The 25,146-nt window shown below is 58.9% G+C and carries 25 protein-coding genes and 1 riboswitch; of the genes, 13 read left to right on the top strand and 12 right to left on the bottom strand.

Annotation, left to right across the window (positions count from 1 at the left end):
- Nucleotides 1-20 precede the first annotated feature (20 nt).
- From ACP691_RS20770 to ACP691_RS20760, 3 genes are read right to left on the bottom strand one after another with little or no spacing between them, the layout of a single operon-like run.
- Nucleotides 21-3,164 (bottom strand): efflux RND transporter permease subunit, encoded by a 3,144-nt coding sequence (locus tag ACP691_RS20770; protein ID WP_426154038.1) that lies wholly within the window; start codon nt 3,162-3,164, stop codon nt 21-23.
- The gene (locus ACP691_RS20765; RefSeq protein WP_426154036.1) at nt 3,161-4,615 is read right to left on the bottom strand and encodes an efflux RND transporter periplasmic adaptor subunit; all 1,455 of its coding nucleotides are present in this window, start codon (nt 4,613-4,615) and stop codon (nt 3,161-3,163) included. The genes ACP691_RS20770 and ACP691_RS20765 overlap by 4 nt, the downstream gene beginning before the upstream one ends.
- Nucleotides 4,612-5,874: a TolC family protein gene (locus ACP691_RS20760; RefSeq protein WP_426154034.1), complete on the bottom strand. Its 1,263-nt coding sequence runs from the start codon at nt 5,872-5,874 to the stop codon at nt 4,612-4,614. Before ACP691_RS20760 ends, ACP691_RS20765 begins: the two co-directional genes overlap by 4 nt.
- A 613-nt stretch (nt 5,875-6,487) precedes the next feature.
- Here ACP691_RS20760 and ACP691_RS20755 point away from each other — a divergent pair.
- Nucleotides 6,488-6,934 carry a DUF411 domain-containing protein gene (locus ACP691_RS20755; protein ID WP_426154032.1) on the top strand — a complete coding sequence of 149 codons (447 nt, stop codon included), beginning with the start codon at nt 6,488-6,490 and terminating at the stop codon, nt 6,932-6,934.
- A gap of 87 nt (nt 6,935-7,021) precedes the next feature.
- Here ACP691_RS20755 and copD read toward each other — a convergent pair whose 3' ends face one another.
- From copD to ACP691_RS20730, 5 genes are all read right to left on the bottom strand, one after another.
- Nucleotides 7,022-7,957: a copper homeostasis membrane protein CopD gene (copD, locus tag ACP691_RS20750; RefSeq protein WP_426154030.1), complete on the bottom strand. Its 936-nt coding sequence runs from the start codon at nt 7,955-7,957 to the stop codon at nt 7,022-7,024.
- A gap of 2 nt (nt 7,958-7,959) precedes the next feature.
- Complete coding sequence (copC, locus tag ACP691_RS20745; RefSeq protein ID WP_040259180.1) at nt 7,960-8,343, bottom strand: copper homeostasis periplasmic binding protein CopC; 384 nt, start codon at nt 8,341-8,343, stop codon at nt 7,960-7,962.
- Nucleotides 8,344-8,402: 59 nt separating this feature from the next.
- On the bottom strand, nt 8,403-9,266 hold the full coding sequence (locus ACP691_RS20740; protein ID WP_426154078.1) for a copper resistance protein B: 864 nt from the start codon (nt 9,264-9,266) through the stop codon (nt 8,403-8,405).
- A 59-nt stretch (nt 9,267-9,325) separates the two neighbouring features.
- Entirely contained in the window at nt 9,326-11,197 is a 1,872-nt protein-coding gene (locus ACP691_RS20735) for a copper resistance system multicopper oxidase (RefSeq protein ID WP_426154028.1), read from the bottom strand.
- Between the two features lie 129 nt (nt 11,198-11,326).
- On the bottom strand, nt 11,327-11,530 hold the full coding sequence (locus tag ACP691_RS20730; protein WP_040259183.1) for a co-regulatory protein PtrA N-terminal domain-containing protein: 204 nt from the start codon (nt 11,528-11,530) through the stop codon (nt 11,327-11,329).
- A 316-nt stretch (nt 11,531-11,846) separates the two neighbouring features.
- Here ACP691_RS20730 and ACP691_RS20725 point away from each other — a divergent pair, with 316 nt between their 5' ends.
- Nucleotides 11,847-12,242 carry a DUF305 domain-containing protein gene (locus ACP691_RS20725; protein ID WP_040259184.1) on the top strand — a complete coding sequence of 132 codons (396 nt, stop codon included), beginning with the start codon at nt 11,847-11,849 and terminating at the stop codon, nt 12,240-12,242.
- A gap of 439 nt (nt 12,243-12,681) precedes the next feature.
- Here the strand turns inward: ACP691_RS20725 and ACP691_RS20720 are convergent, their stop codons facing one another.
- Nucleotides 12,682-13,008, bottom strand: coding sequence for a four-helix bundle copper-binding protein (locus tag ACP691_RS20720; RefSeq protein WP_426154025.1), 327 nt, complete (start codon nt 13,006-13,008; stop codon nt 12,682-12,684).
- Between the two features lie 213 nt (nt 13,009-13,221).
- A riboswitch (yybP-ykoY riboswitch) is annotated at nt 13,222-13,387 on the top strand.
- Between the two features lie 7 nt (nt 13,388-13,394).
- Here ACP691_RS20720 and mntP point away from each other — a divergent pair.
- The 10 genes from mntP to ACP691_RS20670 all read left to right on the top strand — a co-directional run bounded on the left by mntP (nt 13,395) and on the right by ACP691_RS20670 (nt 21,337).
- Nucleotides 13,395-13,961 (top strand): manganese efflux pump MntP, encoded by a 567-nt coding sequence (mntP, locus tag ACP691_RS20715; RefSeq protein WP_040259186.1) that lies wholly within the window; start codon nt 13,395-13,397, stop codon nt 13,959-13,961.
- A 309-nt stretch (nt 13,962-14,270) separates the two neighbouring features.
- On the top strand, nt 14,271-14,546 hold the full coding sequence (locus tag ACP691_RS20710; protein WP_040259187.1) for a metal/formaldehyde-sensitive transcriptional repressor: 276 nt from the start codon (nt 14,271-14,273) through the stop codon (nt 14,544-14,546).
- Nucleotides 14,546-15,505 (top strand): CDF family Co(II)/Ni(II) efflux transporter DmeF, encoded by a 960-nt coding sequence (gene dmeF, locus ACP691_RS20705; protein WP_426154022.1) that lies wholly within the window; start codon nt 14,546-14,548, stop codon nt 15,503-15,505. The genes ACP691_RS20710 and dmeF overlap by 1 nt, the downstream gene beginning before the upstream one ends.
- A gap of 182 nt (nt 15,506-15,687) precedes the next feature.
- Nucleotides 15,688-16,032 carry a metalloregulator ArsR/SmtB family transcription factor gene (locus ACP691_RS20700; protein WP_040259258.1) on the top strand — a complete coding sequence of 115 codons (345 nt, stop codon included), beginning with the start codon at nt 15,688-15,690 and terminating at the stop codon, nt 16,030-16,032.
- Between the two features lie 25 nt (nt 16,033-16,057).
- Nucleotides 16,058-17,341: an arsenic transporter gene (locus tag ACP691_RS20695; protein ID WP_040259188.1), complete on the top strand. Its 1,284-nt coding sequence runs from the start codon at nt 16,058-16,060 to the stop codon at nt 17,339-17,341.
- A gap of 16 nt (nt 17,342-17,357) precedes the next feature.
- A complete protein-coding gene (locus ACP691_RS20690; RefSeq protein WP_040259189.1) occupies nt 17,358-17,828 on the top strand; it encodes an arsenate reductase ArsC in 471 nt (156 codons plus the stop codon).
- Nucleotides 17,829-17,875: 47 nt separating this feature from the next.
- Nucleotides 17,876-18,589: an arsenical resistance protein ArsH gene (gene arsH, locus ACP691_RS20685; RefSeq protein WP_040259190.1), complete on the top strand. Its 714-nt coding sequence runs from the start codon at nt 17,876-17,878 to the stop codon at nt 18,587-18,589.
- Between the two features lie 26 nt (nt 18,590-18,615).
- Nucleotides 18,616-19,038, top strand: a complete 423-nt coding sequence (gene arsC, locus ACP691_RS20680; protein ID WP_040259191.1) for an arsenate reductase (glutaredoxin) — start codon at nt 18,616-18,618, stop codon at nt 19,036-19,038.
- A 44-nt stretch (nt 19,039-19,082) separates the two neighbouring features.
- On the top strand, nt 19,083-20,150 hold the full coding sequence (locus tag ACP691_RS20675) for an ArsO family NAD(P)H-dependent flavin-containing monooxygenase (RefSeq protein ID WP_040259192.1): 1,068 nt from the start codon (nt 19,083-19,085) through the stop codon (nt 20,148-20,150).
- A complete protein-coding gene (locus ACP691_RS20670; RefSeq protein ID WP_040259193.1) occupies nt 20,150-21,337 on the top strand; it encodes an MFS transporter in 1,188 nt (395 codons plus the stop codon). The genes ACP691_RS20675 and ACP691_RS20670 overlap by 1 nt, the downstream gene beginning before the upstream one ends.
- Nucleotides 21,338-21,360: 23 nt before the next feature.
- Here the strand turns inward: ACP691_RS20670 and ACP691_RS20665 are convergent, their stop codons facing one another.
- Entirely contained in the window at nt 21,361-21,912 is a 552-nt protein-coding gene (locus ACP691_RS20665) for an arsinothricin resistance N-acetyltransferase ArsN1 family B (RefSeq protein WP_040259194.1), read from the bottom strand.
- Between the two features lie 262 nt (nt 21,913-22,174).
- On the opposite strand from ACP691_RS20665, the gene ACP691_RS20660 reads away from it, so the two are divergent.
- The gene (locus ACP691_RS20660) at nt 22,175-23,137 is read left to right on the top strand and encodes an arsenic resistance protein (RefSeq protein ID WP_040259195.1); all 963 of its coding nucleotides are present in this window, start codon (nt 22,175-22,177) and stop codon (nt 23,135-23,137) included.
- A gap of 124 nt (nt 23,138-23,261) precedes the next feature.
- On the opposite strand, the gene ACP691_RS20655 is transcribed toward ACP691_RS20660, so the two are convergent.
- Both ACP691_RS20655 and ACP691_RS20650 read right to left on the bottom strand, forming a co-directional pair.
- Nucleotides 23,262-23,621, bottom strand: a complete 360-nt coding sequence (locus ACP691_RS20655; protein ID WP_040259196.1) for a histone-like nucleoid-structuring protein, MvaT/MvaU family — start codon at nt 23,619-23,621, stop codon at nt 23,262-23,264.
- 1,120 nt (nt 23,622-24,741) lie between these two features.
- Complete coding sequence (locus ACP691_RS20650) at nt 24,742-25,140, bottom strand: zf-TFIIB domain-containing protein (RefSeq protein WP_040259198.1); 399 nt, start codon at nt 25,138-25,140, stop codon at nt 24,742-24,744.
- Nucleotides 25,141-25,146: the final 6 nt, after the last annotated feature.

Here is a 25,146-nt window from a genome sequence, read left to right as displayed (position 1 = left end):
ATCAGGGTACGTTCAGGTACTCAGATCTTTAATCGTCGCGCTCGAATACGGTGAGCCTGGAGTAGGAAATAGCATGTTGGAATCAGTAGCATCGATAGCAGCGGTGCGGTAAGCATACCCCCTATCATCGGTGCTGCTATTCGCTTCATGATCTCCGAACCCGCACCTGACCCCCAGAGTATGGGCAGCAGCCCCGCGATGATCACGGCCACCGTCATCGCCTTGGGCCTCACCCTGAGCACTGCGCCTTCCTTGATAGCTTCTGTCAAATCCTGCTCGGTTCCATGTCCTGCTGCGAGGCGGGGCGACCAGGCGCTGCGCAGGTACACCAGCATGATGACGCCAAACTCGGCAGAAACGCCGGCAAGGGCGATGAAGCCCACGCCTGTAGCGATGGACAGGTTATAGCCCAGGACATACAACAGCCAGATTCCGCCGGACAACGCAAAAGGCAGCGTCGCCATGATGAGTAGCGCCTCGCTGGCCGTACCGAAGGTGAAGTACAGCAACACGAAAATGATCGCCAGGGTAGCCGGTATCACCCACAGCAGGCGCTGGTTTGCCCGCTCCAGGTACTCGAACTGACCCGAGTACGAGACAGTGAGGCCGGGAGCCAGTTGGACTCTGGATGCTATCTGTGTCTGAAGCTCTTTCACTGTCGTGGCAAGGTCGCGCCCACGCACGTCCACATAGACCCAACCCGAAAGCCGGCCATTTTCGCTACGCAGCATCGGTGGGCCGTCGGTGATGCTGACATCTGCCACCATCGATAGGGTAATTTGCTGGCCGCTGCTGGTGACGACGGGGAGCCCTTTTAGCGCCTGTGCCGTATCTCGCCATTCGCGCCCGTAGCGCAGGTTTATAGGGTATCTGGCGAGCCCCTCCACGACTTCGCCGATGTTGCTTCCGCCAATGGCACCAGAAACCACTGCCTGCACCTCGCTGATATTCATGCCATAACGCGCTGCGGCCTGGCGATTGATACGTACGTCTACGTAGCGTCCTCCTGTCAGCCGTTCCGCCAGTGCGGATTGGACACCGGCGACTTGCTTGGCCACGGCCTCGATCTGTTGAGTTGCCTGGTCTATCTGCGCAAGCGAGGTGCCGGCCACCTTGATCCCCACCGGGCTTTTAACGCCCGTGGCAAGCATGTCGATGCGGTTGCGAATGGGGGGCACCCAAATGTTCGAGAGGCCTGGGACCTGTACCGCCTTGTCCAGCGCCTCGATCAGCTTTTCAGGGGTCATCCCGGCTCGCCATTGCTCCCTGGGCTTGAACCGTACAGTAGTCTCGAACATTTCCAACGGCGCAGGATCGGTAGCTGAATCCGCACGTCCCGCCTTGCCGAATACCCGCTCCACTTCAGGAACTGAGAGGATCATTCGGTCAGTAAGCTGGAGCAGCTGGCTCGCCTTGCTGGCCGATAAACCAGGCAAGGCCGATGGCATGTACAGCAAATCGCCTTCATCCATTTGAGGAAGAAACTCTCCCCCCAGTCGGCTTAAAGGCAAAAGCGTCGAGAAAAACACCAGGGCGGCGATAAGCAAGGTGAGTTTTGGCCACGCCAGAACCGTGTCGATTGCCGGGCGGTACACCGCGATCAGCCCGCGGTTGAGAGGGTTCTGATGCTCGGATGGAATCCTTCCCCGGATCCAGTAACCCATCAGCACGGGGACCAGCGTCACCGAGAGCCCTGCCGCGCCTGCCATTGCATAGGTCTTGGTGAAGGCCAGAGGCCCGAATAGCTTGCCTTCCTGGGCCTGTAGCGTAAAAACAGGCAAGAAAGACAACGTAATTACCAGCAGGCTGAAAAACACAGCCGGACCGATCTCGGCAGCGGCTTCAGCGATTACGTGCCAGTGAGCCTGGCCTTCGAGCCGCTCCCCAGGATGCTGTTGTTGCCACGCTTCGATGTGTTTGTGCGCATTTTCGATCATCACTACCGCAGCATCGACCATCGCCCCGATGGCAATCGCAATCCCCCCCAGTGACATGATGTTGGCATTGACGCCCTGGTAATGCATTACAAGAAAGGCCAGCAGGATGCCCAGGGGCAAGGTCACGATGGCCACTAGCGAGGAACGCACATGCCAGAGGAAGACCAGGCAGACCAGCGCGACCACTCCGAATTCTTCAAGCAGCTTGAAACCCAGATTGCTGACGGCGCGATCGATAAGCTGTGAGCGGTCATAGGTCGTGACTATTTCAACCCCAGCCGGCAGGCTGGTGCGCAAGTGTTCCAGCTTCTCCCTAATGGCAATCAGGGTATCGTGTGCATTTTTGCCGGAGCGCAAAAGAATGACCCCGCCCACAACCTCACCTCTGCCGTCCAGCTCAGCAACGCCGCGCCGCATTTCAGGCCCAAGCTGGATATTGGCAACTTGCCCGAGCAACACCGGGATGCCATTGCGAGAGGTCCGAAGAGGAATGTTTTTGAAGTCCTCCAGGCTTTCCAGATAGCCGGACGCCCTGACCATGTATTCCCTTTCGGCCATCTCCAATACCGCACCACCCGCTTCCTGGTTGGCGCCCTGGATGGCCTGGGTCACTTCCTGTTGGGTTACTCCGTACGCTGCCAGCTTCAGGGGATCGAGTACCACCTGGTACTGTTTGACCATGCCGCCGATTGTCGCGACTTCAGCCACGTTAGGGAGGGACTTGAGCTCGTACCGAAGGAACCAGTCCTGGATCGACCGTAACTGAGCGAGGTCGTGGCTACCCGAGCGGTCAACGAGCGCATATTGGTAAATCCAACCCACGCCCGTTGCATCAGGCCCCAGACTAGGCGTAACGCCTTTTGGCATGCGCGCCTGCGCTTGGCTGAGGTACTCCAACACCCTTGATCGCGCCCAGTACAGGTCAGTCCCGTCTTCAAAGAGCACATAGACAAACGAGTCGCCAAAGAACGAGTAACCTCGGACCGTCCTTGCGCCTGGCACCGAAAGCATCATCGTGGTCAGAGGGTAGGTCACCTGATTCTCCACAAGCTGTGGAGCCTGACCGGGATAGCTGGTTCGAATGATGACCTGGGTATCAGACAAATCAGGCAGCGCGTCCAGTGGTGTGTTGCGCACGGCCCAGAGCCCTGCGGCTACCACGACGAGCGTAGCTAGCAACACCAGGAATCGGTTGGCGATAGACCAGTAGATCAGCCGGCGAATCATTGGCCAGTCTCCTGCCTGGAGAGCTGTTCAACGATAAGCCCAGCGTCGCTTTGGGAAATTCCAATGGCGACGTGATCACCCACCTTGAGCCCTTTAGCCACGTCCGGCCTCGCCAGTGGGAAGGTCATGGTCATGCCGGGCATGCCAAGACTTTGGAACGGGCCATGGGCCAGTGTGACGGTCTCGCTGTCCAGGTCAATGATCTGACCCGTACTTGTGTGCCATTGTGCTCCCTCGGAGGGCCCCTCACGCGCGAGCAGGCCTTGGAGGCTCGCTTCCGAATCAAGCAGAAACTGCCCTGAACTCACTACTTCATCCCCTTCGGTCAGGCCCTTGATGATTTCTGCCTGCCCTCCAGACTCTTTGCCCAGCTCGACCAACTGCGGCCGATATCGCCCCTCGGGTAACGCAACCATGACGAAGGACCGCTTACCGCTGCGGATTACGGCTTCGCTCGGGGCCAGGAGTACAGAGGCCTGCTCATCACCTTGCAGACGAACCTGGGCGTACATGCCTGGACGAAGCTTGCCGTTGGCATTGGGTAGCTCAGCGCGCACCGTGACCGTCCGCGTTGCGCTGTCAGCGGAGGGCAACATGGAAATGATCTTTCCCTGTATAGCTTGGCCAGGCCAGGCGACGAAAAAGGCAGAAATGGGGTTGCCCACCGCCACACTGGATGTCAGAGCCTCAGGTACGGAGATGTCCAGCCATACCCTCGAAAGCCCATTGATCCGAGCCAGGTCCTGGCCTTTGGAGATAGCCATTCCGGCCTTGGCGTCGAGGGTCAGCAGCTCACCGGCGATGGGCATCACGATGGTTTGTACGGCAGCCGCTCGGCCGGTGCGGTCTACAGCTGCAATGGTGGATCCGGGCATTCCCAGCAAGCGAAGGCGTTCTTTCGCAGCGGCAGTGAGCTGGGTATCCCCGGTCTGTTTTACAGCCAGATATTCAAGCTGCGCCGAGGACCACTGAGGGATGAGCAGGTCTACAAGCGGTGTGCCGGCGGGTAATACGTCGCCCGGAGCCCGGCCGTAGACCTTATCAACGTAGGCGTCGGCACGGGCCTGGACCGTGGCCAGCTCCCGCTGGCTGTATCCCAGAGTGCCGGCGGCATCAATGCTTGATGGCAATGCCCCGCGTTGCACCCGCACGGTTCGAACACCCAGGCTTTGCACTGTTCCTGCCGCCAGTGCCAAGGATGTTGAGGCTTGCTCATCGGCGTATTTTGGAACCAGGTCCATGTCCATGAACGGCGATCGACCGGGCTTATCAAAATGCTGGTCTGGCTTCATGGGGTCATACCAATACAGCGCCTTGCGCGCTTGGGTCGTGGTAGTGCCAGGTTGGACGGCTGTCGACTCGCTTGCCGTGCCGAGCCAAAAGCCAAGCAGGGCCCCCACGCCTACCAGGCAGGCGGCGGCCAAGGTACCCATCACGTATGAGCCCTTCATTGCGCGCCCTCCGCATATGCAAAGAAGAGTTTTGCGGTCAGAACCGACAGTTCTTCCTCCAACCCAACCTTGCGCAGAGTCGCTTCAATCAGTTGCCGGCGCGCTGAAATGACCGTGCCGATGTCAGCGCTGCCGGCCTTGTAAGTTGCCATTTCCAAGGAGAGCTTACGCTGCGCCAGCGGTATAGCGCTCTCGGTGTTTCGCCTGAGTACCGCATGCAAGCGATCCTGTTCAGCCAGCCCCGATTCCAGTTCCACTTGGTGACCGCGTAACATCACTTCCTGTTCTTGCTCCATGCGCGAGAGGTTCTTTTCCCTCGATGTGATTCGCGGCCCTTGCCTAGCCCCGGTGAACAATGGAAGGTCGAACGTCACCTGTAGGCTGACCATATCGCCGAATCGCTTGTCGCGATTGCCATAACCAAGCTCCACGCCCCAGTCGGGCTTTTTCTCGGCGACTGCTTCGCCCAGTTCGGCCTTGGCCTCATCGACCCGAGCGGCGGCTGCCTGGATATCGGGATGATGTGCCAAGCCATGCTGGCTATGAGTAGCTGACCATTCCAATACAGGCGCCGACCCTGACAGGGGCTGGTCACCTTGCGCACCCAGGAACTGGCGCAATTGTGCCCTGGCACCGGCTACATCACTGATCAGCTGATCGCGCCTGTCTTCAAGGTCTAACGCCTCTTGTTCGAGCGCCAGAGCATCAGCAGGCTTTGCTGTCCCCCCGGAAATCAGCGCAGGTACCGTGGAGCGTTGTAGGTTGAGTTGTTTCAACAGGTCATCAAAAGCGGAAAAGCGTTGCTGAGCATAAAAGAGCCTCAGCCAACTGGCGGCAACGTCCTGCTTGACCTTGATCAGTGCCTGGCGCTGCTCGGCTTGCGCAAGGTCAGCGAAGGCTTCAGCCGAATGACGCCGTGCACGGCGCTTATCGCTATTAGGAACCTCTTGCATAACCCCGACCCGGCGCATCGTCATTGAGTCGTCGTCCAATGAGTAGCGCTGCTGCCCTTCTACGGGCAAGTTATCGATGCCCAGAAAGAGCTTGGGATCAGGTAGCGCATCAGCGGGCCGAATGGCGGCATTTGCCGACTCGACCTGAGCGGCCCTGGCTAGATTTTCAGGGGCCATTGTCTCTGCCAGCTTCAGGGCATAATCGAAAGTAAGGGCGCCAGCCAGGGCTGGCTGGGCCGCAGTTACAACCAGCAAGAGTGCAAGCGCGCTGGGTATGCCAGCGGCAAAAGCGGGACGAACAGGCATGACCTGCCTCCATGCGAAACCAATGTATACGCAGACCCGGCGGTATTGCGCCGTTGGTAATGCGTTCGGACAAAGGAATTACACGAAGCGTGGTGGACGCCAAGGCGTGGCGAACGCATCTTGAGGCGCTGGCCTAGCTACGCAGGCGTGAACCGGCAGGGGGCCAGGCTTTGGGATTTGTAGGGTGAACAGGCTTATCAGAGAACTGGTTTTGCAATCCTGTCCCCATTTGCATGGCGCTGCCTGGCTATCCTTGGCCTTTTTCTTCATATCCGCACACGGCGTCTGAGCGCGCTCTTGGAGTGCTTGCGCTGGACATGGCTCCGCTGGCAGCGGCCCGCCACTCCGACCATAAGCGGGGAGAAGAAGACTTAGAATAAGCGCAAGTACGAAAACCACGCGAGCCATAGGATTCCAGGAAGCGAGCCAACCCATTGGCTGTCACCAAGGCTCATTATAGAGCGAAACGCTTGCTGGGCCAGCTATGGCGCGCCTTGCTTACAGCATTGTAATGGGGTCGTGGCAGCTTGGAAGATATCCTTGGGCTATTCCATTCCAGGTGACTATTCGAGCAGCCTCTTGCCAAAGGGCCTGGCTTCAATCAGGAGCAACGATGAAAAGAAAGACGATCATGACCTTGGCAGCCCTGCTTATCGCAGGTACCACTCAGGCGGCGGAGACGCTTAAGGTCGATGTCCACCGTGATGCCAATTGCGGGTGCTGTAAAGGCTGGATCAAGCATCTGGAGACTGAGGGCTTTACTGTAAATGACCAGGTGGAACAAGACATGGCTGCTGTGAAGGGGCGGCTTGGTGTGCCGCAGGGGCTGCGCTCGTGCCATACCGCCGTCATCAACGGTCGCTTTGTGGAAGGGCATGTGCCGGCAGAACAGCTCAAAGCGCTGAACACGCGTTCTGACCTGGTGGGGATTGCGGTCCCTGGCATGCCGCTGGGTTCTCCAGGCATGGAGCACGGCACTGCCCGGCACGCTTATAAGGTCATTGGGGTGACTGTTGCCGGACAGCAGGAAACGGTCGCAGCGTACGACGCCAGGCCCTAAAGGCTTCCATACAAGCCGTTCCGCCGGAGGAGCCGCCTGGCTCTTCTTAGAAGCTGAGCCAGGCTTAATGCACAGTCAGTAGAGCAGCTATTGCATCGCCATCTCCACCTCAGGGCTCAGCGTACCCAGCCAGGCGATCAGCCCAAGAACAACCACCGCCGCAGCAAGCTCTGTGGCCATACTCCAACGCAAGGCCTTGGCGGCCCCGCTGTAATCCCCGTGCCCAATGGAATGCTCAAGGTGAGGGCTGAGCCGAAACCGGTTCAACGAGGCCAAACCAATCATTGCCGCAAACAGCACAAGTTTGGCCATCAGCAACCACCCGTACGTGGTGTCAGCCAAGCTGTCCAACTGGGGGCCGACGATGAACAGGTAGTTGACTATCCCTGTGACCAGGATGGTCGCGACGATGACACCGCCTGCAGATTCAAACCCGGTTAGCGTCCGCGCCAGGATCTTCACAGAGCCGTGGTTATCTACCTGTTTAGCTCGCAGCAGTAAGGCAAAGGCCACCAGGGCACCTACCCAGCCGCCGGCGGCAAACAAATGGACGATGTCGCTCGCAAAGTGCCAGAAACGGCGACTTCCTTCATCCATAGCACCGTGGCCCGTCCAGGCCAGCGTGGCCAGGGCAACCCCGCTGAGCGCTGTGACTACCCAAAGGCTGCCTGTCGGGCTGCGTCTGGTTAGCAGGCCAGCCACCGCTATAAGGGCAAGGGCCGCCATGCGTACGTCCCAGGAAAAACCCACTTCGGTTTCTACCAGCATCATCTTCAGATGAGGGACAAGCTCCTCCCACTCGGTAGCGCCACTCATGGCCTTGGTCATCTGCAACAGGGAGGTGAGGGACAGCAACGCTCCCAGCACGGCTGTCCCGGTGAGTAATAGCCTGAAGTTCAGCACTGCGCCTGACTGGCGCTCCGTTCCCCTCAGGCTGTACAGGCCGAAAAGGGCCAAGCCAAACAACACCATCAGGTCGGTATAGAGCGCAAAGCGAAGCGCGATGCTGAGTGGATCGGCCATGCTTATTTCACCTTGAAGGTGACATTGCCGGTGATGGGATGGGTATCGGACGAGACCGCACGCCATTCCACCTTATAGCTGCCTGTCGTAAGCGGCGAAGCTGGGGTAATGACCATCGTCTTGGGATCGCTGCCAGCGGCCACGCTTGCTTTTACCGGCATGGGTGAATTAGGCATGCCAGGCATGTCCGTCATGATGAGCTTGGCACCCGAAAACTGGGTGACCAGATTCTCCGAGAAATGAAGCTCGACCTTCTCCGGCGCAGCCCCATCAGCCCCTTGCGCAGGCGTGGAAGACACAAGCTTCGGATGGGCTTGAGCCAGGGCGCTTGCCAGCATGCCGGCCGCCAGAAGGGTGGCGATACCTGTGGACTTCAAAAGAGACATAAAACGCTCCTCACGGCGGATGGCTGTTCGATTGGGTAATTACTGGGTGAATGTAGCGGTTAGAACCACAGGCGCACGCCGAGGACCAGACGGGCTTCACTACGATCCTCACCCTCGTCGCGGGCATAATCGGCCGTGTTCCCATATGACCGGTTCCAGGTCACACCAATGTAGGGGGCAAACTCGCGGCGGATTTCGTAGCGCAGTCGTACGCCGACCTCACTCTCGGCCAGACCCGCACCGGTACCCCTCTGCGGGTCATTCTTGCCGTATAAATTGACCTCGGCAGTAGGTTGCAGGATGAGTCGATTGGTCAGAAGGATGTCGTAGTCACCTTCAAGGCGCATGGCTGTTTGGCCACCTTCGCCAACAAAGACCGTAGCCTCGGCTTCGAAGTTGTACAGCGCCAGGCCTTGAAGGCCAAAAGCTGCCCAGGTCTGCGGATCTCCTGGCTTGAAATCCTGGCGAACGCCTGTCACAACATCCCACCAGGGGCCAACGGCATGGCCCCACAGGGCCTGTACTTCCGCTTCTTCGGTTTTGCCATTGAGCCGCTCACCTTCCGAGCGCACCCACAGTCTGTCGATGTCGCCACCAGCCCAACCGGTGAAATCCCAGTTCAGCGCACTGCCGCTGTCAGCGTTCTGCCATTCAAGCTGATCGAACAGCAGCATGTAGTTGATCGACTCATCATGCACCGTGTGGCCGGCGTCCGATTTATAAACGGCGGCGCGGTCCGCTGCGTTAATCGCCGGGATGGGCGTACGGCTCTGAGTTGGAGCAGGCTTTTGGGGGGACGAGGCCATGCTCGTCATGGCGTCATCCATGCCCTGCATCTGGCTATGGTCCATGCCCTGCATCTGGCTGTGGTCCATGCCCTGCATGGTGTCTTCCGCTGCTGCATAGGCAAATGGGGCCAGCATCAGACTTGTCGCGACCGCCAGACGCATCCCATTACGGGTTAGTAATGTGTCCATACCTGTTATTCCTCCACCCGGACTTCACGGAACATGCCCATCTCCATGTGGAACAGGAGGTGGCAGTGATAGGCCCAACGGCCTAGCGCATCCGCGGTGACTCGATAACTGCGTTTGGAGCCAGGAGGCATGTCAATCGTGTGCTTGCGCACCATGAAATTGCCGTTCTCGTCCTCGAGGTCGCTCCACATCCCGTGCAGGTGAATGGGGTGGGTCATCATGGTGTCGTTTACCAGGACCACGCGCACTCGCTCGCCATATTTCAATCGCAGGGGCTCAGCATCGGCGAACTTGACCCCATTGAATGACCAGGCGAATTTTTCCATATGGCCTGTGAGGTGCAGCTCGATCGTTCGCCCGGGCTCTCGGCCGTCCGGGTCTTCAAAGGTGCTTCGCAGGTCGGAATAGGTAAGCACCCGACGACCGTTATTGCGCAGGCCTAATCCGGGATCATCCAATTTTGGCGTAGGACTCATGGCCTGCATGTCAACCAACGGGTTGTCCTTCTCGGTAGCCGGGTGGGCTTGCATCGGCATGTCACCCATGCCAGACATCCCCGCCATACCGGCCATGTCTCCCATGGCCCCATGGTCCATGCCTGCCATTTTGCTATGATCCATGCCCTGCATCTGCCCGCCGTCCATGCCCTGCATGGGTGTGTCAGACATACTGGCCATGCCCTGCATGTCCCCTGCGCCCATGGCGCCGTGGTCCATGCCTTCCATACTACCCATGTCGCCCATCGAACCGTGATCCATACCACCCATACCCATGTCGGCCATGGTCACCAGTGGTCGAGGATCAAGCGACGGTACGGGCGCTACGAGGCCTTCACGAACCGCCAGGGTGCCGCGCGCGAAACCAGTACGGTCCATCGACTGAGCAAACAAGGTGTAAGCCTGCTCGGTAGGCTCAACAATGACGTCATAGGTCTCGGCCACCGCGATGCGCAGCTCGTCAACGGTGACTGGCTTCACGTATTGCCCATCCGAGGCGACCACTGTCATTTTCAGCCCAGGGATACGCATGTCGAAATACGTCATGGAGGAGCCATTAATGAAGCGAAGCCGAATCTTTTCACCTGGACGGAAAACGCCCGTCCAGTTCGTGTTAGGCGCGTGGCCATTCAGAAGATAGGTGTAGGTAGCCCCGCTTACATCGGCAAGGTCAGTGGGGTTCATCTTCATTTCAGCCCACATTTTTCGGTCAGCCACGGTCGCTGACCAGCCTTGCTTGTGGACATCCTCGATAAAATCGCCAACCGTGCGCTTGTTGTAGTTGTAGTAATCCGATTGTTTCTTCAGCTTTCGCATCAGCGAAGCGGGGTCTTCGTCAGTCCAATCGGTCAGCATCACTACATAGTCGCGATCATATGTAAACGGCTCGGGATCCTTGGCTTCAATCACCAATGGCCCATAAACACCGGCCTGCTCCTGGAAACCGGAATGGCTGTGGTACCAGTAAGTGCCATTCTGCTTGACGTGGATTTTATAGACGTACATGCCGTCCGGCTCGATGCCGGCGAAGCTCAGCCCTGGTACACCGTCCATGTTGGGGGGCAAAATAATGCCGTGCCAATGGATCGATGTATGATCGCGCAGCTTGTTGCGCACCCTGAGCGTTACGGTATCACCTTCCTTCCAGCGCAACAGCGGTCCAGGAAGCCCACCGTTAATAACCATTGCCGTGCGCGGCCTGCCGGTGATGTTTACAGGCATTTCACCGATTGAAAGATCAAAGTCAGTGCCGGTAAGCGTGTTCAATTGGCCAGGCCCTGAAAGCGCCCACGACGGGTTTCGCCAGAGACCCAGGCCACCTAGAACCCCCATGGCCGTCAGGCCCTTGACGAAAGTGCGTCGTGACGTTTTCGATTGCATATATCTGCCTGATAAATTGAAAAATCTACTGCGGATGCGCTTGAAAACCATACTTGAACGAATTCGTCTCAAAGAGTGGCACAGCCTAACCAACACAGCGATTACATTTCTGTAAGCTTGCCAGAGCGGTTAGCAGTGCTTTGGCTTCGCTTCTGGCCCTTCTTGCGCCACTTCCGGAGCCTCCTGCGAAGCGGCTTTAGCGTTATGGGCGGTCATGGCCGTCTCACGGGCTTCGGCCATGCGAGCAGATACCCGCTCACTCCCGCCTTCGGCAAGTGCCAAGGAAGATGCGCCCAGCGCGAGGGTAACGAGAAGAATTTTGACAGCATTCATAGGTAAATCCTCAGTTCAAGGTACCCGGTAAGGGCTAGCCCGTTCAGGTGGAGCGCGTTTGGCGCTGAGGCAATACTAAGGGCCTGTACCTTTCAGGCAGCTGAGGGGAAGATTACAGTATGGACAGCTATAACCAGCGCTTGGCCCACTGAGATGAAATGGTCAGCTTCAACGGCTGCGCTTTTTTTCGCGTAAACCTTACAGAAATGTAATCGTGGCAAACCCTACCAGTGCCCTTTTCTTAGCTACCCTTCGGAAGACGTCGGATATTCTTACTGCCGAAATCAATCGAATAACGCTCATTAAGAGGTCTACTATGCTTAACAAGCATCTAAGCGGTGTCGCTCTTACAAGTATTCTTTTCTTAAGTTCAGTTACTTTGTCGTTCGCTGACAACAACGATTCCCATGCTGCTTTTAATGAGAAAGGCGGTGCTGTCAATATGGCTTCGGCCACGACGGGTGGAGGTGCGTCCACAGAATACAAGCAAGCGATGGAGAAGATGAACAAAGGGATGATGAGTAGTATGGCGCCTGACCCGTCGAAAAGCTGGGCTCAGATGATGGTCGAACATCATCAAGGCGCCATCGACATGTCCAGGATTGTGCTTAAAAATACTCAAGATCCTGCTATTAAACAGATGGCTGAAAAAAATATACAAGAGCAAAGCAAAAGTATTGCGGAACTAAAATCCTGGCTGGGCAAACACTGACGATGACTGGTTTTTCGCAGCATGGTGATTTTTTTAGCGGGTCAGCGCGAGCAGAGCGGCTGAAATGCATAAAAAAATCACTCGGCTTTGACACCAAGCGGCTTCCTCGACTCTCCTTACAGGAATGAATCAAGGTCGAGGTGGTGGCTTGGAACTCATACGCATTTACCAGATTTGTGTATCCACCCAATGCGCAAGACTGACCGGCTTCGAGGCAAAAACCGCCCTCCTAAGGCGGTTTTTTTGTGCCTACGATTTGCCGGTCGCGATAGCAGTACCGCGCCATAGAACTGCTGCCGCGCCGACTATTGATGCAAGCCTGTGGTGACAGAACAGCCTTCATCCTGACGCTCTACGTCCTGATCGCCCGTAATGCTGGCGCGCGCTGTCGGCTCGGCAACCCTTCCGTGGTCTTTATGCTCCTTGCCGGGACCGGAACTCAAGCCGCCATGGCCTCGCAGGCCTGGGCGCAGGCGTGGCAGGCCTTGGCGCAATTCTGGCAATGGTCAGCGTCATGCTTGCCGCACTCCTCACCACAAGCTTTGCAGGCCTTCGCGCAAAGGGCACAGAGTTCCTTCGCTAGGGGGCTCTGGCGCGCCATCAGGCTCGCCGCAAGCTTGCACATATCGGCGCAGTCCCTGTCCAATTTTATGCAGTTAGCCATCATTTGAACATCCTGCTCTTGCAAGCAGGCTGAAGCGCAGCGTTCACAGGCCAGGGCGCAGCGCAGGCATTCTTCAATGCAATCATCATAACCACCGTTCATGAGTTATCTCCGAGGTTGACGGTCGATTCTCGCGTTTACATCCAAGGCCTTTTTCCAAGGCACATGAGGTCCGACTCAGCCTGGTGGTAGGGGTTTCTAGAGTTTAATTACGTTTCTGTAAGGTTGGGCTTGAGGTCCGCGCGCGCCATCGGGTGATGGGTAACCGGCAGATCCTATTGATGCTTTTTTTACATTCACGCCGCTATAGTGGCGCCCCTTGTTGGGGAGTAGCCTGCTCTAGACCTGATCTAGAGCGTTCGTGTCAACATTCTCGGCAGCATGCCGTGGCACGAACACCCTCTGGTTGGCGAGACCGACGATGCATCCATGCCTGAAGTCGGGCGTGTGGTTGTGTCGTTGACTCAAAGCCCGACTGGACGTTAACCGTGAGCCCCATTTCCCTTCTGTTCCTTGCCCTGGCGATGTCCACGGACGCTTTCGCAGCGGCCATTGGCAAGGGCGCAAGCCTCCATAAACCACGCTTTGCCGAAGCGCTGCGCACCGGCCTTATCTTTGGCGTGATTGAATCGATCACCCCCCTGGTAGGTTGGGTCATCGGGCAAGCCGCTGCCCAATACGTTGAAAACTGGGACCACTGGATCGCCTTCTTCCTCCTGTTGGCGCTGGGCGTGCACATGATCTACAACGGCCTCAAGCACGAGGAAGCCGAGGAAGAGAAGCCCAACCAGCACTCGTTTTTCATCCTGGCCGCGACGGCCGTTGCCACGAGTATTGACGCCTTAGCCGTCGGGGTTGGCTTGGCCTTCGTCAATGTGAACGTCCTGGTTGCCGCCTCGGCTATCGGTGTGGCCACGACGGTGATGGTCACGGTCGGCATGATGCTGGGCCGCGTGCTGGGAACGGTCGTGGGTAAACGAGCTGAAATCATCGGGGGTGTAGTGCTGATGGCGGTTGGGTCGACCATCCTTTATGAGCACTTGTCCGCGGTGTGACGAATAGCCACGCACGACAGCTCATGATGGTGTGGTGCGATCCTCCCTTCGGATAGCGACATAAAGACTTATGCGACTCCATCGTGGAAAACCCTGGCTGTGTCACCTGCGCAAAGCACTACCTGCAGCCGGGTCATAGCCCGATCGTAAGCAATGCCATAGGGCGGTAACCCTGTTCCTTGGCCTCAGGCGTAACTACCCGCAAGCGGCCCTTCAACACTGAACGCGCAGCAGTGAATGCTGCGCCTGTCCCCCTTGCGCCGGAAAATGCACGTATGTCATTCTTTATATAGGTAAGGGGGGTATGGTATGGGTCACTTGGCATCAAACAAAGACGATTTACTCAAGCGCGTCAAACGGATCGCGGGACAGATTCAAGCCATTGAAAGGGCACTGGAAGCCGATCATGACTGTGCAAAGACCCTTCATTTGGTGGCCGCCACCCGCGGGGCCATCAATGGGCTGATGGACGAAATCATTGAGGATCACGCCAGGGAGCACGTGGCGAACCCTGCACTGAGTGAGCAGGAACGCAATAAAGGCGTCGAGGAACTCTTAGAAGCCATTCGGCGCTACTCCAAGTGATGAACGCAGGCCTGAATATGAACAGCAGTACCCGATTTACACACGAGCACGTCTTCCTCGGATCAACACACGATGAAAATGCAAAACGCACCCTCTGGGTCGTGATGCTCACCGTCGTCATGATGATCGGAGAGATTGCAGCCGGGTACATCACCGGCTCCATGGCCCTGCTCGCGGATGGGTTTCATATGGCAACCCATGCCGGCGCCCTGGGTATCACTGCCGGCGCATACGCGTATGCCAAGCGCCATGCATCCAGCGCGCGCTATAGCTTTGGCACGGGCAAGGTGGGTGATTTGGGAGGCTTTGCCTCGGCCCTGATTTTGGGGCTGGTCGCCTTGGGGGTAGGCATAGAGTCCGTGATTCGCTTGCTCCAGCCTGCGGATGTTCAATTTGGAACCGCCACCCTCATCGCCATTGTGGGCCTGGCCGTGAACGTCCTCAGCGCGGTGTTGCTGGGGCACGGTCACCACCATGGTCATGACCACCACCACGACCATGACCACGCTCATCACAAGGCCCACCAAGGCACTGACAACAACCTTAGGTCTGCCTACGTACACGTCATCGCCGATGCCCTAACGTCTGTCCTGGCCATCGCCGCCCTACTGGCTGGGCGCTACCTCGGGTGGGTCTGGCTTGACCCGGCCATGGGTGTCGTCGGAGCCATTGTGATCGCACGGTGGGCATGGAGCCTGATGAGGGCGACCGCCAGTGTTCTACTGGATGAGACGGACCAGCACGTTGCGGCAGAAATCCGCGAGCTGGTTGAACAGCCCGGTGATGCCAAAATTACCGATCTGCATGTCTGGCGCGTTGGCCCAGAGGCTCATGCCGCCATTGTCAGCGTGCTTGGTGAATCCACCATGGACGCGGATAGCATCCGTGAACGGTTGAAGTCTGTCCACGAAGTCGGCCACCTCACTGTTGAGTATCGAGCCGTGTCGTCTACAGCGTAATTACCTTATCCATTACGGTAGCTGACCCAAAGAGCAACTACCCCCGCTGGAACGAAACCGCCTTTTAGGGCGGTTTTTTGTTTCTGTCAGATCGCTCAAATATTCGCTATCTCATATATCTGACAATGCGTATATTTGAATTCCCATATGTGATGGAGCCTGTCATGTCTGCCCTAACCGCCATGACCCCGACGGCGTTATTCAAATGTCTTGCCGACGATACCCGTACCAAAATCACCTTGCTGATCGTGAGCCAGGGCGAGTTGTGTGTCTGTGAGCTCACCGCCGCGCTCGACCTGAACCAGCCGAAGATTTCCCGTCACTTGGCCCTGCTGCGCTCGGCCGGCTTGCTGATGGACCGCCGCCAAGGCCAGTGGGTGTACTACCGCCTGCACCCTGAGTTGCCCGCGTGGGTCACCGCCGTGCTCAAGGACGTGGTGGACGCCAATCAGCAATGGCTGGAAACCGAGGCCAAACGCCTGTGCGGCATGAACGACCGTCCCGTCAATCAGGCCGTGTGCAGCTGAATCACGTCCCAACCGAGTGACCGAAATGCTGACTGCCGTACTGATCTTTATAGCCACTATCGTGCTCGTCATCTGGCAACCCAGGGGGCTGGGTGTAGGCTGGAGCGCAACCTTTGGCGCCGTGCTGGCCTTGCTGACCGGTGTGGTCAGCGTGGGCGACATCCCCCAGGTGTGGCACATCGTCTGGAATGCTACCGCGACCTTCATCGCGGTCATCATCATCAGCCTGCTGCTGGATGAGGCCGGCTTTTTCGAATGGGCCGCGTTGCATGTCGCGCGCTGGGGAGGCGGCAGCACACGCAAGTTGTTTGCGTTCATCATTCTGCTGGGCGCCGCGGTATCGGCCCTGTTTGCCAATGACGGCGCCGCGTTGATCCTTACCCCGATCGTCATCGCGATGCTCTTGGCGTTGCGCTTTTCCCCGGCCGCTACCCTGGCCTTTGTCATGGCGGCCGGCTTTATCGCGGACACGGCGAGCTTACCGTTGGTGGTGTCCAACCTGGTTAACATCGTCTCGGCGGACTACTTCAACATCGGTTTCAGCGAGTACGCCTCGATCATGGTCCCGGTGAACCTGGTGAGCGTGGCGGCGACCTTGCTGATGCTGCTGTGGTTCTTCCGCAAGGAGTTGCCCAATACCTACGACCTGGCGCAGCTGCATCACCCTGATGAGGCGATCCGCGACCGACCAACGTTCATGGCCGGCTGGTGGGTCTTGGCGGTGCTGCTGATCGGCTTCTTCGTGATCGAGCCGCTGGGCGTGCCGATCAGTGCCATCGCAGCGGTGTGCGCCTTCGTGTTGTATGTGATCGCGGCCCGGGGTCATGCGATCAACACCGGCAAGGTGCTCAAGGGCGCACCCTGGCAGGTGGTGATTTTCTCCCTGGGCATGTACCTGGTGATCTACGGCCTGAAAAACGCGGGCCTGACCGACTACATCGCGCACCTGCTCAACGTCTTTGCCGGCTACGGCCTCTGGGGCGCGTCGCTGGGCACCGGGCTGCTGACTGCCTTCCTGTCCTCGATCATGAACAACATGCCCACGGTGCTGGTCGGCGCCTTGTCCATCCATGCCGCCGAGGTCGATGGCGTGGTCCAGCAGGCCATGGTGTACGCCAACATCATCGGCTGCGACCTGGGCCCGAAGATCACGCCGATTGGCAGCCTGGCCACGCTGTTGTGGCTGCACGTGCTGGCCAAGCGGGGGATCACCATCAGCTGGGGTTACTACTTCAAGACCGGGATCGTGCTGACCCTGCCCATCCTCGTCGCCACCCTCTGTGCTTTGGCCTTGCGCCTGAGTTTCTGAATCAAGGAATCCTCTGATGAAAGTCCTGTTCATGTGCACCCACAACAGCTGCCGCAGCATCCTCTCCGAAGCGGTGTTCAACCACCTGGCCCCGGACGGCTTCGAAGCGGTCAGTTCGGGCAGTTTTCCCAGCGGTCGGGTCAACCCGCGCGCGCTGCACACACTGGAAGCTGCCGGCATTCCTACGGCCGGCTTGAGCAGCAAGGCGTCGGACGCCTTTGAAAGCGCGCCTCCGGACATCGTGATCACCGTCTGTGACCGGGCCGCTGGCGAAGCCTGTCCCCTCTTCTTCGGCCCCGCCTTGAAAGCGCATTGGGGCCTGGCCGATCCCTCGGAAGCCACCGGCTCGGAGGCTGACATCGACGCGGCATTCGCCACCACCCTGGCCAAGATCCAGGAACGCGTGCGCGCCTTCCTGGCGCTGCCCTTCGCAACGCTGAGCGAGGAGCAGTTGAAAGCCGAGCTGGGCCGTATCGGAACGCTTTGAAGATCAACCAGGGCTGTGCCCGCAGGACGCAGCCTTAGGAGAATGCCATGCAAGATACCTTACCCAACGTGCAGGCAGACCTGCTCGACCTCCCCACGCTGGAGCAGCTGACACCGGCCACCCCGTCGCGGCACAAGCCCCGGATTCTGCTCCTGTACGGCTCGACGCGGGAACGCTCGTTCAGCCGCCTGGTGACTCAGGAGGCGGCACGCCTGCTGGAAGAATTCGGCGCCGAAACCCGCATCTTCGATCCCTCCGGCCTGCCGCTGCCGGACGATGCCCCCGACTCCCACTCGAAGGTGCAGGAGCTGCGCGAACTGATGCAGTGGTCGGAAGGGCAGGTGTGGTGCTCGCCTGAACGGCACGGCGCGATGAGCGCGGTGTTCAAGGCGCAGATCGACTGGGTACCACTGACCCTCGGCGCAGTGCGGCCGACCCAGGGAAAGACCCTGGCCGTGATGCAGGTGTGCGGCGGCTCGCAGTCGTTCAACGTGGTCAACCAGCTGCGCGTGTTGGGCCGGTGGATGCGCATGTTCACCATCCCCAACCAGTCTTCGGTGGCCAAAGCCTTCACCGAGTTTGATGAGGCCGGCCGGATGAAACCCTCCTCCTATTACGACCGCCTGGTGGACGTGATGGAGGAGCTGATGAAGTTCACGCTGCTGCTGCGTGATCGCCAGGATTACCTGGTGGACCGCTACTCCGAACGCAAGGAGTCCGCTGAAGCGCTCTCCAAGCGCGTCAACCAGCGCTCCATTTAACGCGTGTTTACTGCGAGGTCCATCCCATGAGCCAGGTCACCATCTACCACAACCCGCAATGCGGCACCTCCCGCAATACCTTGGCGCTGATCCGCAACAGCGGCGAAGAGCCCACCGTGATCGAATACCTCAAGACCCCGCCGGATCGCGCAACCCTGGTCGGGCTGATCGAGGCGATGGGGACCGGCGCGCGACCGCTGCTGCGGATCAAGGGCACCCCTTACGAGGAACTGGGGCTGGACGATCCGGCCTTGACCGATGAACAGCTCATCGAGGCCATGCTCGAGCATCCCCTCCTGATCAATCGCCCGATCGTGGTCAGCCCTCTGGGCACCCGTCTGTGCCGGCCTTCCGAAGCGGTTCTGGACCTGCTGCCGCAGCCGCAACGTGGCCGCTTCGTCAAGGAAGACGGCGAGGTGGTCATCGATGAACACGGCCGCCGGGTCTGAAGCGAAGCAGGCAAGGCCAGGGGCGGTGAACGGGGAGGGGTAGCGTGGATCAAGCCAAAACCGTGGACGTGGTGGTCATTGGCGGTGGCCAATCGGGCCTCACCGTGGCCTATTTTTTGAAGCGCACCGGTCTGTCCTATGTGGTGCTCGATGCCGAGCCGGGCCCCGGTGGGGCCTGGCGTCATGGGTGGGCGTCGCTGCGGCTGTTTTCCCCTGCGGCCTGGAGCTCGATTGCCGGCTGGCCGATGCCCGCCGTGCCCGAGGGGACGCCGGGGCGCGACGAGGTGATTGACTACCTGACCCGCTATGAGCAGCGGTACGCCTTTCCCCTCCTGCATTCCACGCGGGTGACCCGGGTGGAAAAGATCGCGGGGGGATTGCGGGTCGTTTCACAGGACCGTGTCTGGGACGCCAAGGCCGTCATCAGTGCCACCGGCACCTGGAGCCGCCCGGTCATCCCGGCCTATCCAGGGCAAGCGCTGTTCGAAGGCCAGCAGCTGCACTCGGCGCACTACGTTGAACCGCGTGCGTTCGAAGGAAAGACCGTGCTGGTCGTCGGTGGGGGCAACTCGGGTGCCCAGATTTACGCGGAAGTGTCGAAGGTCGCCCAGGCGACCTGGGTAACGCAGGCGCCGCCCAATTACCTGCCCGATGAGGTCGATGGCCGTGTGCTGTTTGAGCGAGCCACCGCGCGGTTGAAAGCCCAGCAAGCGGGCCAGGAACCGCCGCCGCTCACCGGCGGGCTGGGCGACATCGTGATGGTGCCGCCGGTCAAGGACGCCCGCGAACGCGGAGTGCTGCACGCGGTACGGCCCTTCACCCGGTTCACCTCAACCGGCGTGGTCTGGCCCTCGGGTGAGGAGACGCCGGTAGATTCGGTCATCTGGTGCACCGGCTTCTCCCCGGCGCTCGACCACCTGGCCAGCCTGGGGATCGTGGGCCCGGACGGCAAGATCGCGGTGGCCGAAAACCGGAGCGTAGCGCTACCCGCTCTGTGGCTGGTGGGCTATGGCGACTGGACAGGGCTCGCCTCCGCGACCTTGATCGGGGTGACCCGGACCGCTCGGGACGTGGTCAGGCAGGTGCAGCACGACCTTACCGGGGCCGACTGATGCCTGCCCTGTCCCTGTCAAGACGCCGTCACGCAACCTTGATAGGGGCACTGGGCTGCAACCAGATCCTGGCGTGGGGCTCGACCTTTTACCTGCCAGCTGTATTGGCGGTGCCGGTGGCCCATTCGCTGAGCGCCTCGGTGCCTGCGGTGGTGGGGGCCCTGTCCTGGGCCCTGCTGGTGGCTGGCGTGTGCGCACCGCTGGTGGGCCGGACCATTGATAGATTCGGGGGCAAGTGGGTGCTGGCCAGCAGCGCGGTCTTGCTGGCCCTGGGGCTGACGGCCCTGTCGTTTGCCTGCGGTTTGATCGCCTACTATGCCGCCTGGACCGTGCTCGGGCTGGGCATGGCCGCCGGGCTGTATGACGCGGGGTTTGCCACCCTGGGACGCCTGATGGGTTCACGGGCCAGGTCCTCGATAACCGGCCTGACCCTGATCGCCGGCTTCGCCAGTACGGTGGCCTGGCCTTTCCTCGCGGCCATGGAAGCGAACCAGGGGTGGCCGGCCACCTGCCGGGTGCTGGCCATTATCCACCTGCTGGTCGGCCTGCCGCTTCACCTGTTCACGGTGCCGTCGCCGGCGCCAAGACCACCGGCCGCGGCCACCGCGACCCATGCCACCGACGCGCAAGCCGGTCCCCAATTAGCCTGGATCGCGGTGCTGTTCACCCTGCATGCTTTCGTGATGTCGGCCCTGGCGGTCAACCTGCTAGTCATCCTGCAGGGCCAGGGTATCCCGGCAGCCTTGGCGGTAACGCTCGGCGCGCTGATGGGGCCTTCGCAGGTAGTCGCCCGAGTGCTCGAATATGTCTTTGGTCGCCAGGCGCACCCGGTCTGGATCGCGCGGTTAGGGATGCTGGCCTGTATCGCCGGCCTGCTGGGCCTGGGGCCGGGCCTGGTGACGCTGTCCCTGCTCGCCGTCGTCGCCTTCGGTGGGGGCAATGGGATCATGACGATTGCCAGGGGCACCGTGCCGCTGACCCTGCTGGGCAGCGCCAAACTGGGCAGCCACCTGGGGTTGATCGCGCGCCCGGTGCTGATCGCCCAGGCAGCGGCGCCGCTGGTCTGTGCGTACCTCCTGGAGCAACTGGGCCCGCGCGGGCTGATCGGGATTCTGGCCGGCCTTTTGGGCCTGGGCGCAGTGGTGGCGTTCGCCCGGTTACGGGCTTTCGAACCGACGCAGGTCTGACGGCCCAGGTGTGCCGGGGCGGCCTACCGGGGACTACCCTCCAGCTCAGGGAACAGCACCGGCTCCAACGGTGGGGTCAACAGGCACAGCCCGCGCCGCCAGTAGCCCACGTCGTGCCATTTGCCGAGCTTGAAGCCCACTTCCGGGTAGGTACCGATGTGCACGAAGCCCAGCGTTTCGTGCAGCCCAACGCTGCCCTCATTGGGCTGCGCAATGCCGGCGTAAGCGGCCCGAAACCGCTGCTGCTCAAGCAGGGGCAGCAACGTTTCATAGAGTTGCCGGCCGATGCCCTGACGGCGCGCCGATTCGGCGATGTACACCGTCACGTCCACGGCCCAGCGGTAGGCTGGGCGAGCGCGGTGTTGGCTGGCGTACGCGTATCCCTTGATGACCCCGTCCTCCTCGGCTACCAGGTAGGGGTAGGTCTGAAGCGTGGTCACTATCCGCTGGGCCATTTCCTCGACGGTCGGAGGGACCTCTTCAAAGGAAATCGCCGTGTCCAGAACCACCGGCGCGTAAATACGCTGGATGGCGGCCGCGTCTGTTGCTACCGCCGTACGAATGCTCAAAGCCACTGTAGGTCGTCCCTGATTGAAAACCGGAACGGTACCTTTTTTAGATCGCTTTGAGCATGAAATCCTATTGATGGGCTTCGCGGTCCACGACCTGTTAACCTTCGGAGAAGCCCACAGTCCTCCCCGGCGACTCCCAACAGGGCAATCCGAACTTCGACAGAGGTTTCTCCCGCCGTCCTGCTGATAAATGCCCTTGAATTCTTAATAGCTAGCAGCTATTACCTGCCCGGTCGGCCATTGATCTCCGTCGTAAGGGCATAGTGTGCAAAAAGAAACGCTTGAGCAGAACCAGATTCCTATCTACTTCTTGGCGGTCATTGCCGCCGCCATGGGCGGCTTACTGGCGCCTGTAGCATCACAGAGCCTGAGCGCTTGGGTTACACCGTCTATCGCAGCGTTGATGTACGCAATGTTTTTACAAATTCCGTTCCTGGAATTGCGCAACGGGCTGGGTGACAGACGCTTTATGGCAACGTTGCTCACTGCCAATTTCGTGGTCATACCCTTGCTGGTCTGGAGCTTGAGTCAGGGCTTGGCCGATCACCCTGTAATCAGGGTCGGCGCGCTGCTGGTGCTGCTCACTCCATGCATTGATTACGTTGTGGTGTTCACGCACATAGGTAAGGGAGATTCGAAGTTAACGCTCGCAGCGACGCCAATCTTGCTACTGCTCCAGCTACTACTCCTACCAGTGTATCTGGCCGTCATGATTGGAGAAAGCAGCGAGGTTGTCATCACCGTTGGGCCCTTTGCGGAGGCCTTCCTGGTGTTGATTGTGCTGCCCTTGATTCTCGCAGTGATCACCGCCGCGCTGGTGAGAAAATCCAGCGTCGTGGCGAGCTGGAACACTGCTTGGGCGTGGATGCCTGTTCCTGCCATGGTGGCGGTACTGATAGCAGTCATCGGTTCCCAGATCGCTTATGTGGTGCGTGACTTCAACAGCCTTCTTCCGGTAATCCCGGTGTATCTGGGCTTCATGCTGCTGGCCCCCGTGGTAGGCGCCGTGGTGGCTAAAGCATTTGGGCTGGGCGCCTCAAGTGCCAGGTCAGTGGTATTTAGTAGCGCTACCAGGAACTCGCTGGTAGTGCTGCCTCTGGCGTTGGCGCTGCCGGAAAATATTCGAACGCTTGCGGCAGCAGCGATCATCACGCAAACACTGATGGAGTTGATAGCTGAGCTCTTCTATATCAGACTCGTGCCTGCTTTGGTAAGGCCGCGGGCATAGGTCAGGCACACATCGACAGTACAACATTCAAGGTGATGGCCTGGCCGGTGATGCTCCAGCCAGGTGCCTTACCAAACCAGAGCAACTCGTGTTGCTGGTTATGGAGAACCTAATTCAAAGCACGTTATTGCAACCATGCTTCGACGGCTTCCGAACCGTACTCGGTTTTCCACGCCTTGAGTGTTTTATGATTGCCCCCTTTGGTCTCAACGATTTCACCGGACTCCGGGTGCCGGTAACGCTTCACTTGGCGTGCTTTGCGGGTGAACGCTTTAGTCTGAGCCGGAGCACGCTGAAACGCTTGCGGGTCGAGAATCGCAATAATGTGCTTCAGGCTAAAATTATACTCGCCTAGCAATTCCCGCAATTTTTGCTCAAATTCAACTTCACGCTGCAAACCTTCATCATTCTTCATGCTCTCGAGCTCAGCAAGCTGAGCGGCCAGCTTTTGTTCTAACGCGCGGTATTCGGCAAGACGTGACATTTTTTGCTATCCACTGGACTTCAGGAGGGTTTCAGTATAGGGACAGGAAAATGCCCTGCCAACTTGATTATAAGTCCAGGCGTATACACGGTGAACCACTCCATTTCGTGGTGAGCCAAATTCACCGCTACGTCGATCAGGGGCCCACCCAAAGAAGCCATGGTGCTTTATCCGGCACGACCAGTTTCAGATCACCCCAGACCTGTAGTGCCCCGTAGCGAATATCTTCAATAAGCGCAGGTTGAGGCCGTACGTGACCGCGTGCCGCCGTCACGCTTGCAATGGGTTCAACAGCTACGCTGCTGACCAATCCGGCGATACTGCCGGGTAGGGGGCCGGTCTTTGCTACCTGGAGTACAGCGATTTAAATGAGACAGGAATATCTCGTAGTCGCTGTTATGAAGCAGATTAAGCTCAACGGCTTGGGCCAGGACCCCTTTAAAGCTTTCGTGCCACTCCTGATTTTGAAGGAGAGCCACGGTCAAGACCCGGTCCAATAGCTTGACTGTGTTAACAGTGTGTCGACCTGAGATTTGTTCTTTGCACGTGTAGAAAAAATACCTGACGCGCTGTGGATACAGTACGTTCGGATCATTCATGTACTCAGAGAGGATATTTATCTGGTCAGGGGACAGGGTCATTAATTAAATCGCCAGGAATGCTAAGGGAGTGAGCTTCTTTTCCAAGAGTCTAGCATCACACTAAATGGGAAGTCTTCCATATCTTCAGGCTTTAGCCAATGTTCTCGTGCCGCGAATATGGCTTAATTATCTTGAGATCTTAATACCACGTATACGGGGTCATCAGTCGATATGATAGTCCATCGTATAATGAGCGCAGCAGCTGCTATGGCAGCTACCATAGCGACTACTATTCAGTTATAGCGCGGGCCTTATCCAGGTCAGGGGCTGTCAGCTTGTACTGGATGCCTGGCGGCACATTCAGGCTACCAACGTGGCCGGCTTGGCAGAAGGCATCACCGACGCAAGAGGTCGTGCCGGCGGCCCGGGTCACCTCGACCTTAGGCCCTTGATTACGGCATTGGCGTTAACAGGTGACACATTGGAATCAGCCAATGGAGCCTGTCAGCTGAGCGGTGATCCGTGTACCTGAGCAAAACTTAGTCGAAAAGCTCCTGTAAAAAGGACTTCTTGCGATAAGGCTGCTGCCCTTCATGCTTGCCTTGGCTTTGATGTCCGTGCTGATTCTGGTGACCGCTCTGGTAGCTGTCCCGCCATCCGCCCCCCTGACTGGGCTGCGGATCAGAACAGCCATGCTTATTGCCAGGTTGAGCAGCAGGCGAATGCGCATACCCCGGTTCTGATAGGGGCGCGTCTTGCCTTGATGACGCTGCGCTTTGTGGCAGAAAACGAGCCTCCAGCTGCTGACTACGCTCGATGATCTTGTCGAGCTCCCCCCGGTCAAGCCAGACGCCCCGGCATTGAGGGCAGTAGTCTATCTCAACATTCTGACGGTCTGTCATGACCAACGATACGTCTTTGCAAACAGGGCACTGCATGGTTCT

The sequence above is a fragment of the Pseudomonas sp. DC3200b2 genome (assembly GCF_049895785.1).
Classification (GTDB): domain Bacteria; phylum Pseudomonadota; class Gammaproteobacteria; order Pseudomonadales; family Pseudomonadaceae; genus Aquipseudomonas; species Aquipseudomonas massiliensis.
Note: the sequence above shows the minus strand (reverse complement) of the source record. Positions and strands in the feature narration are given on the sequence as shown.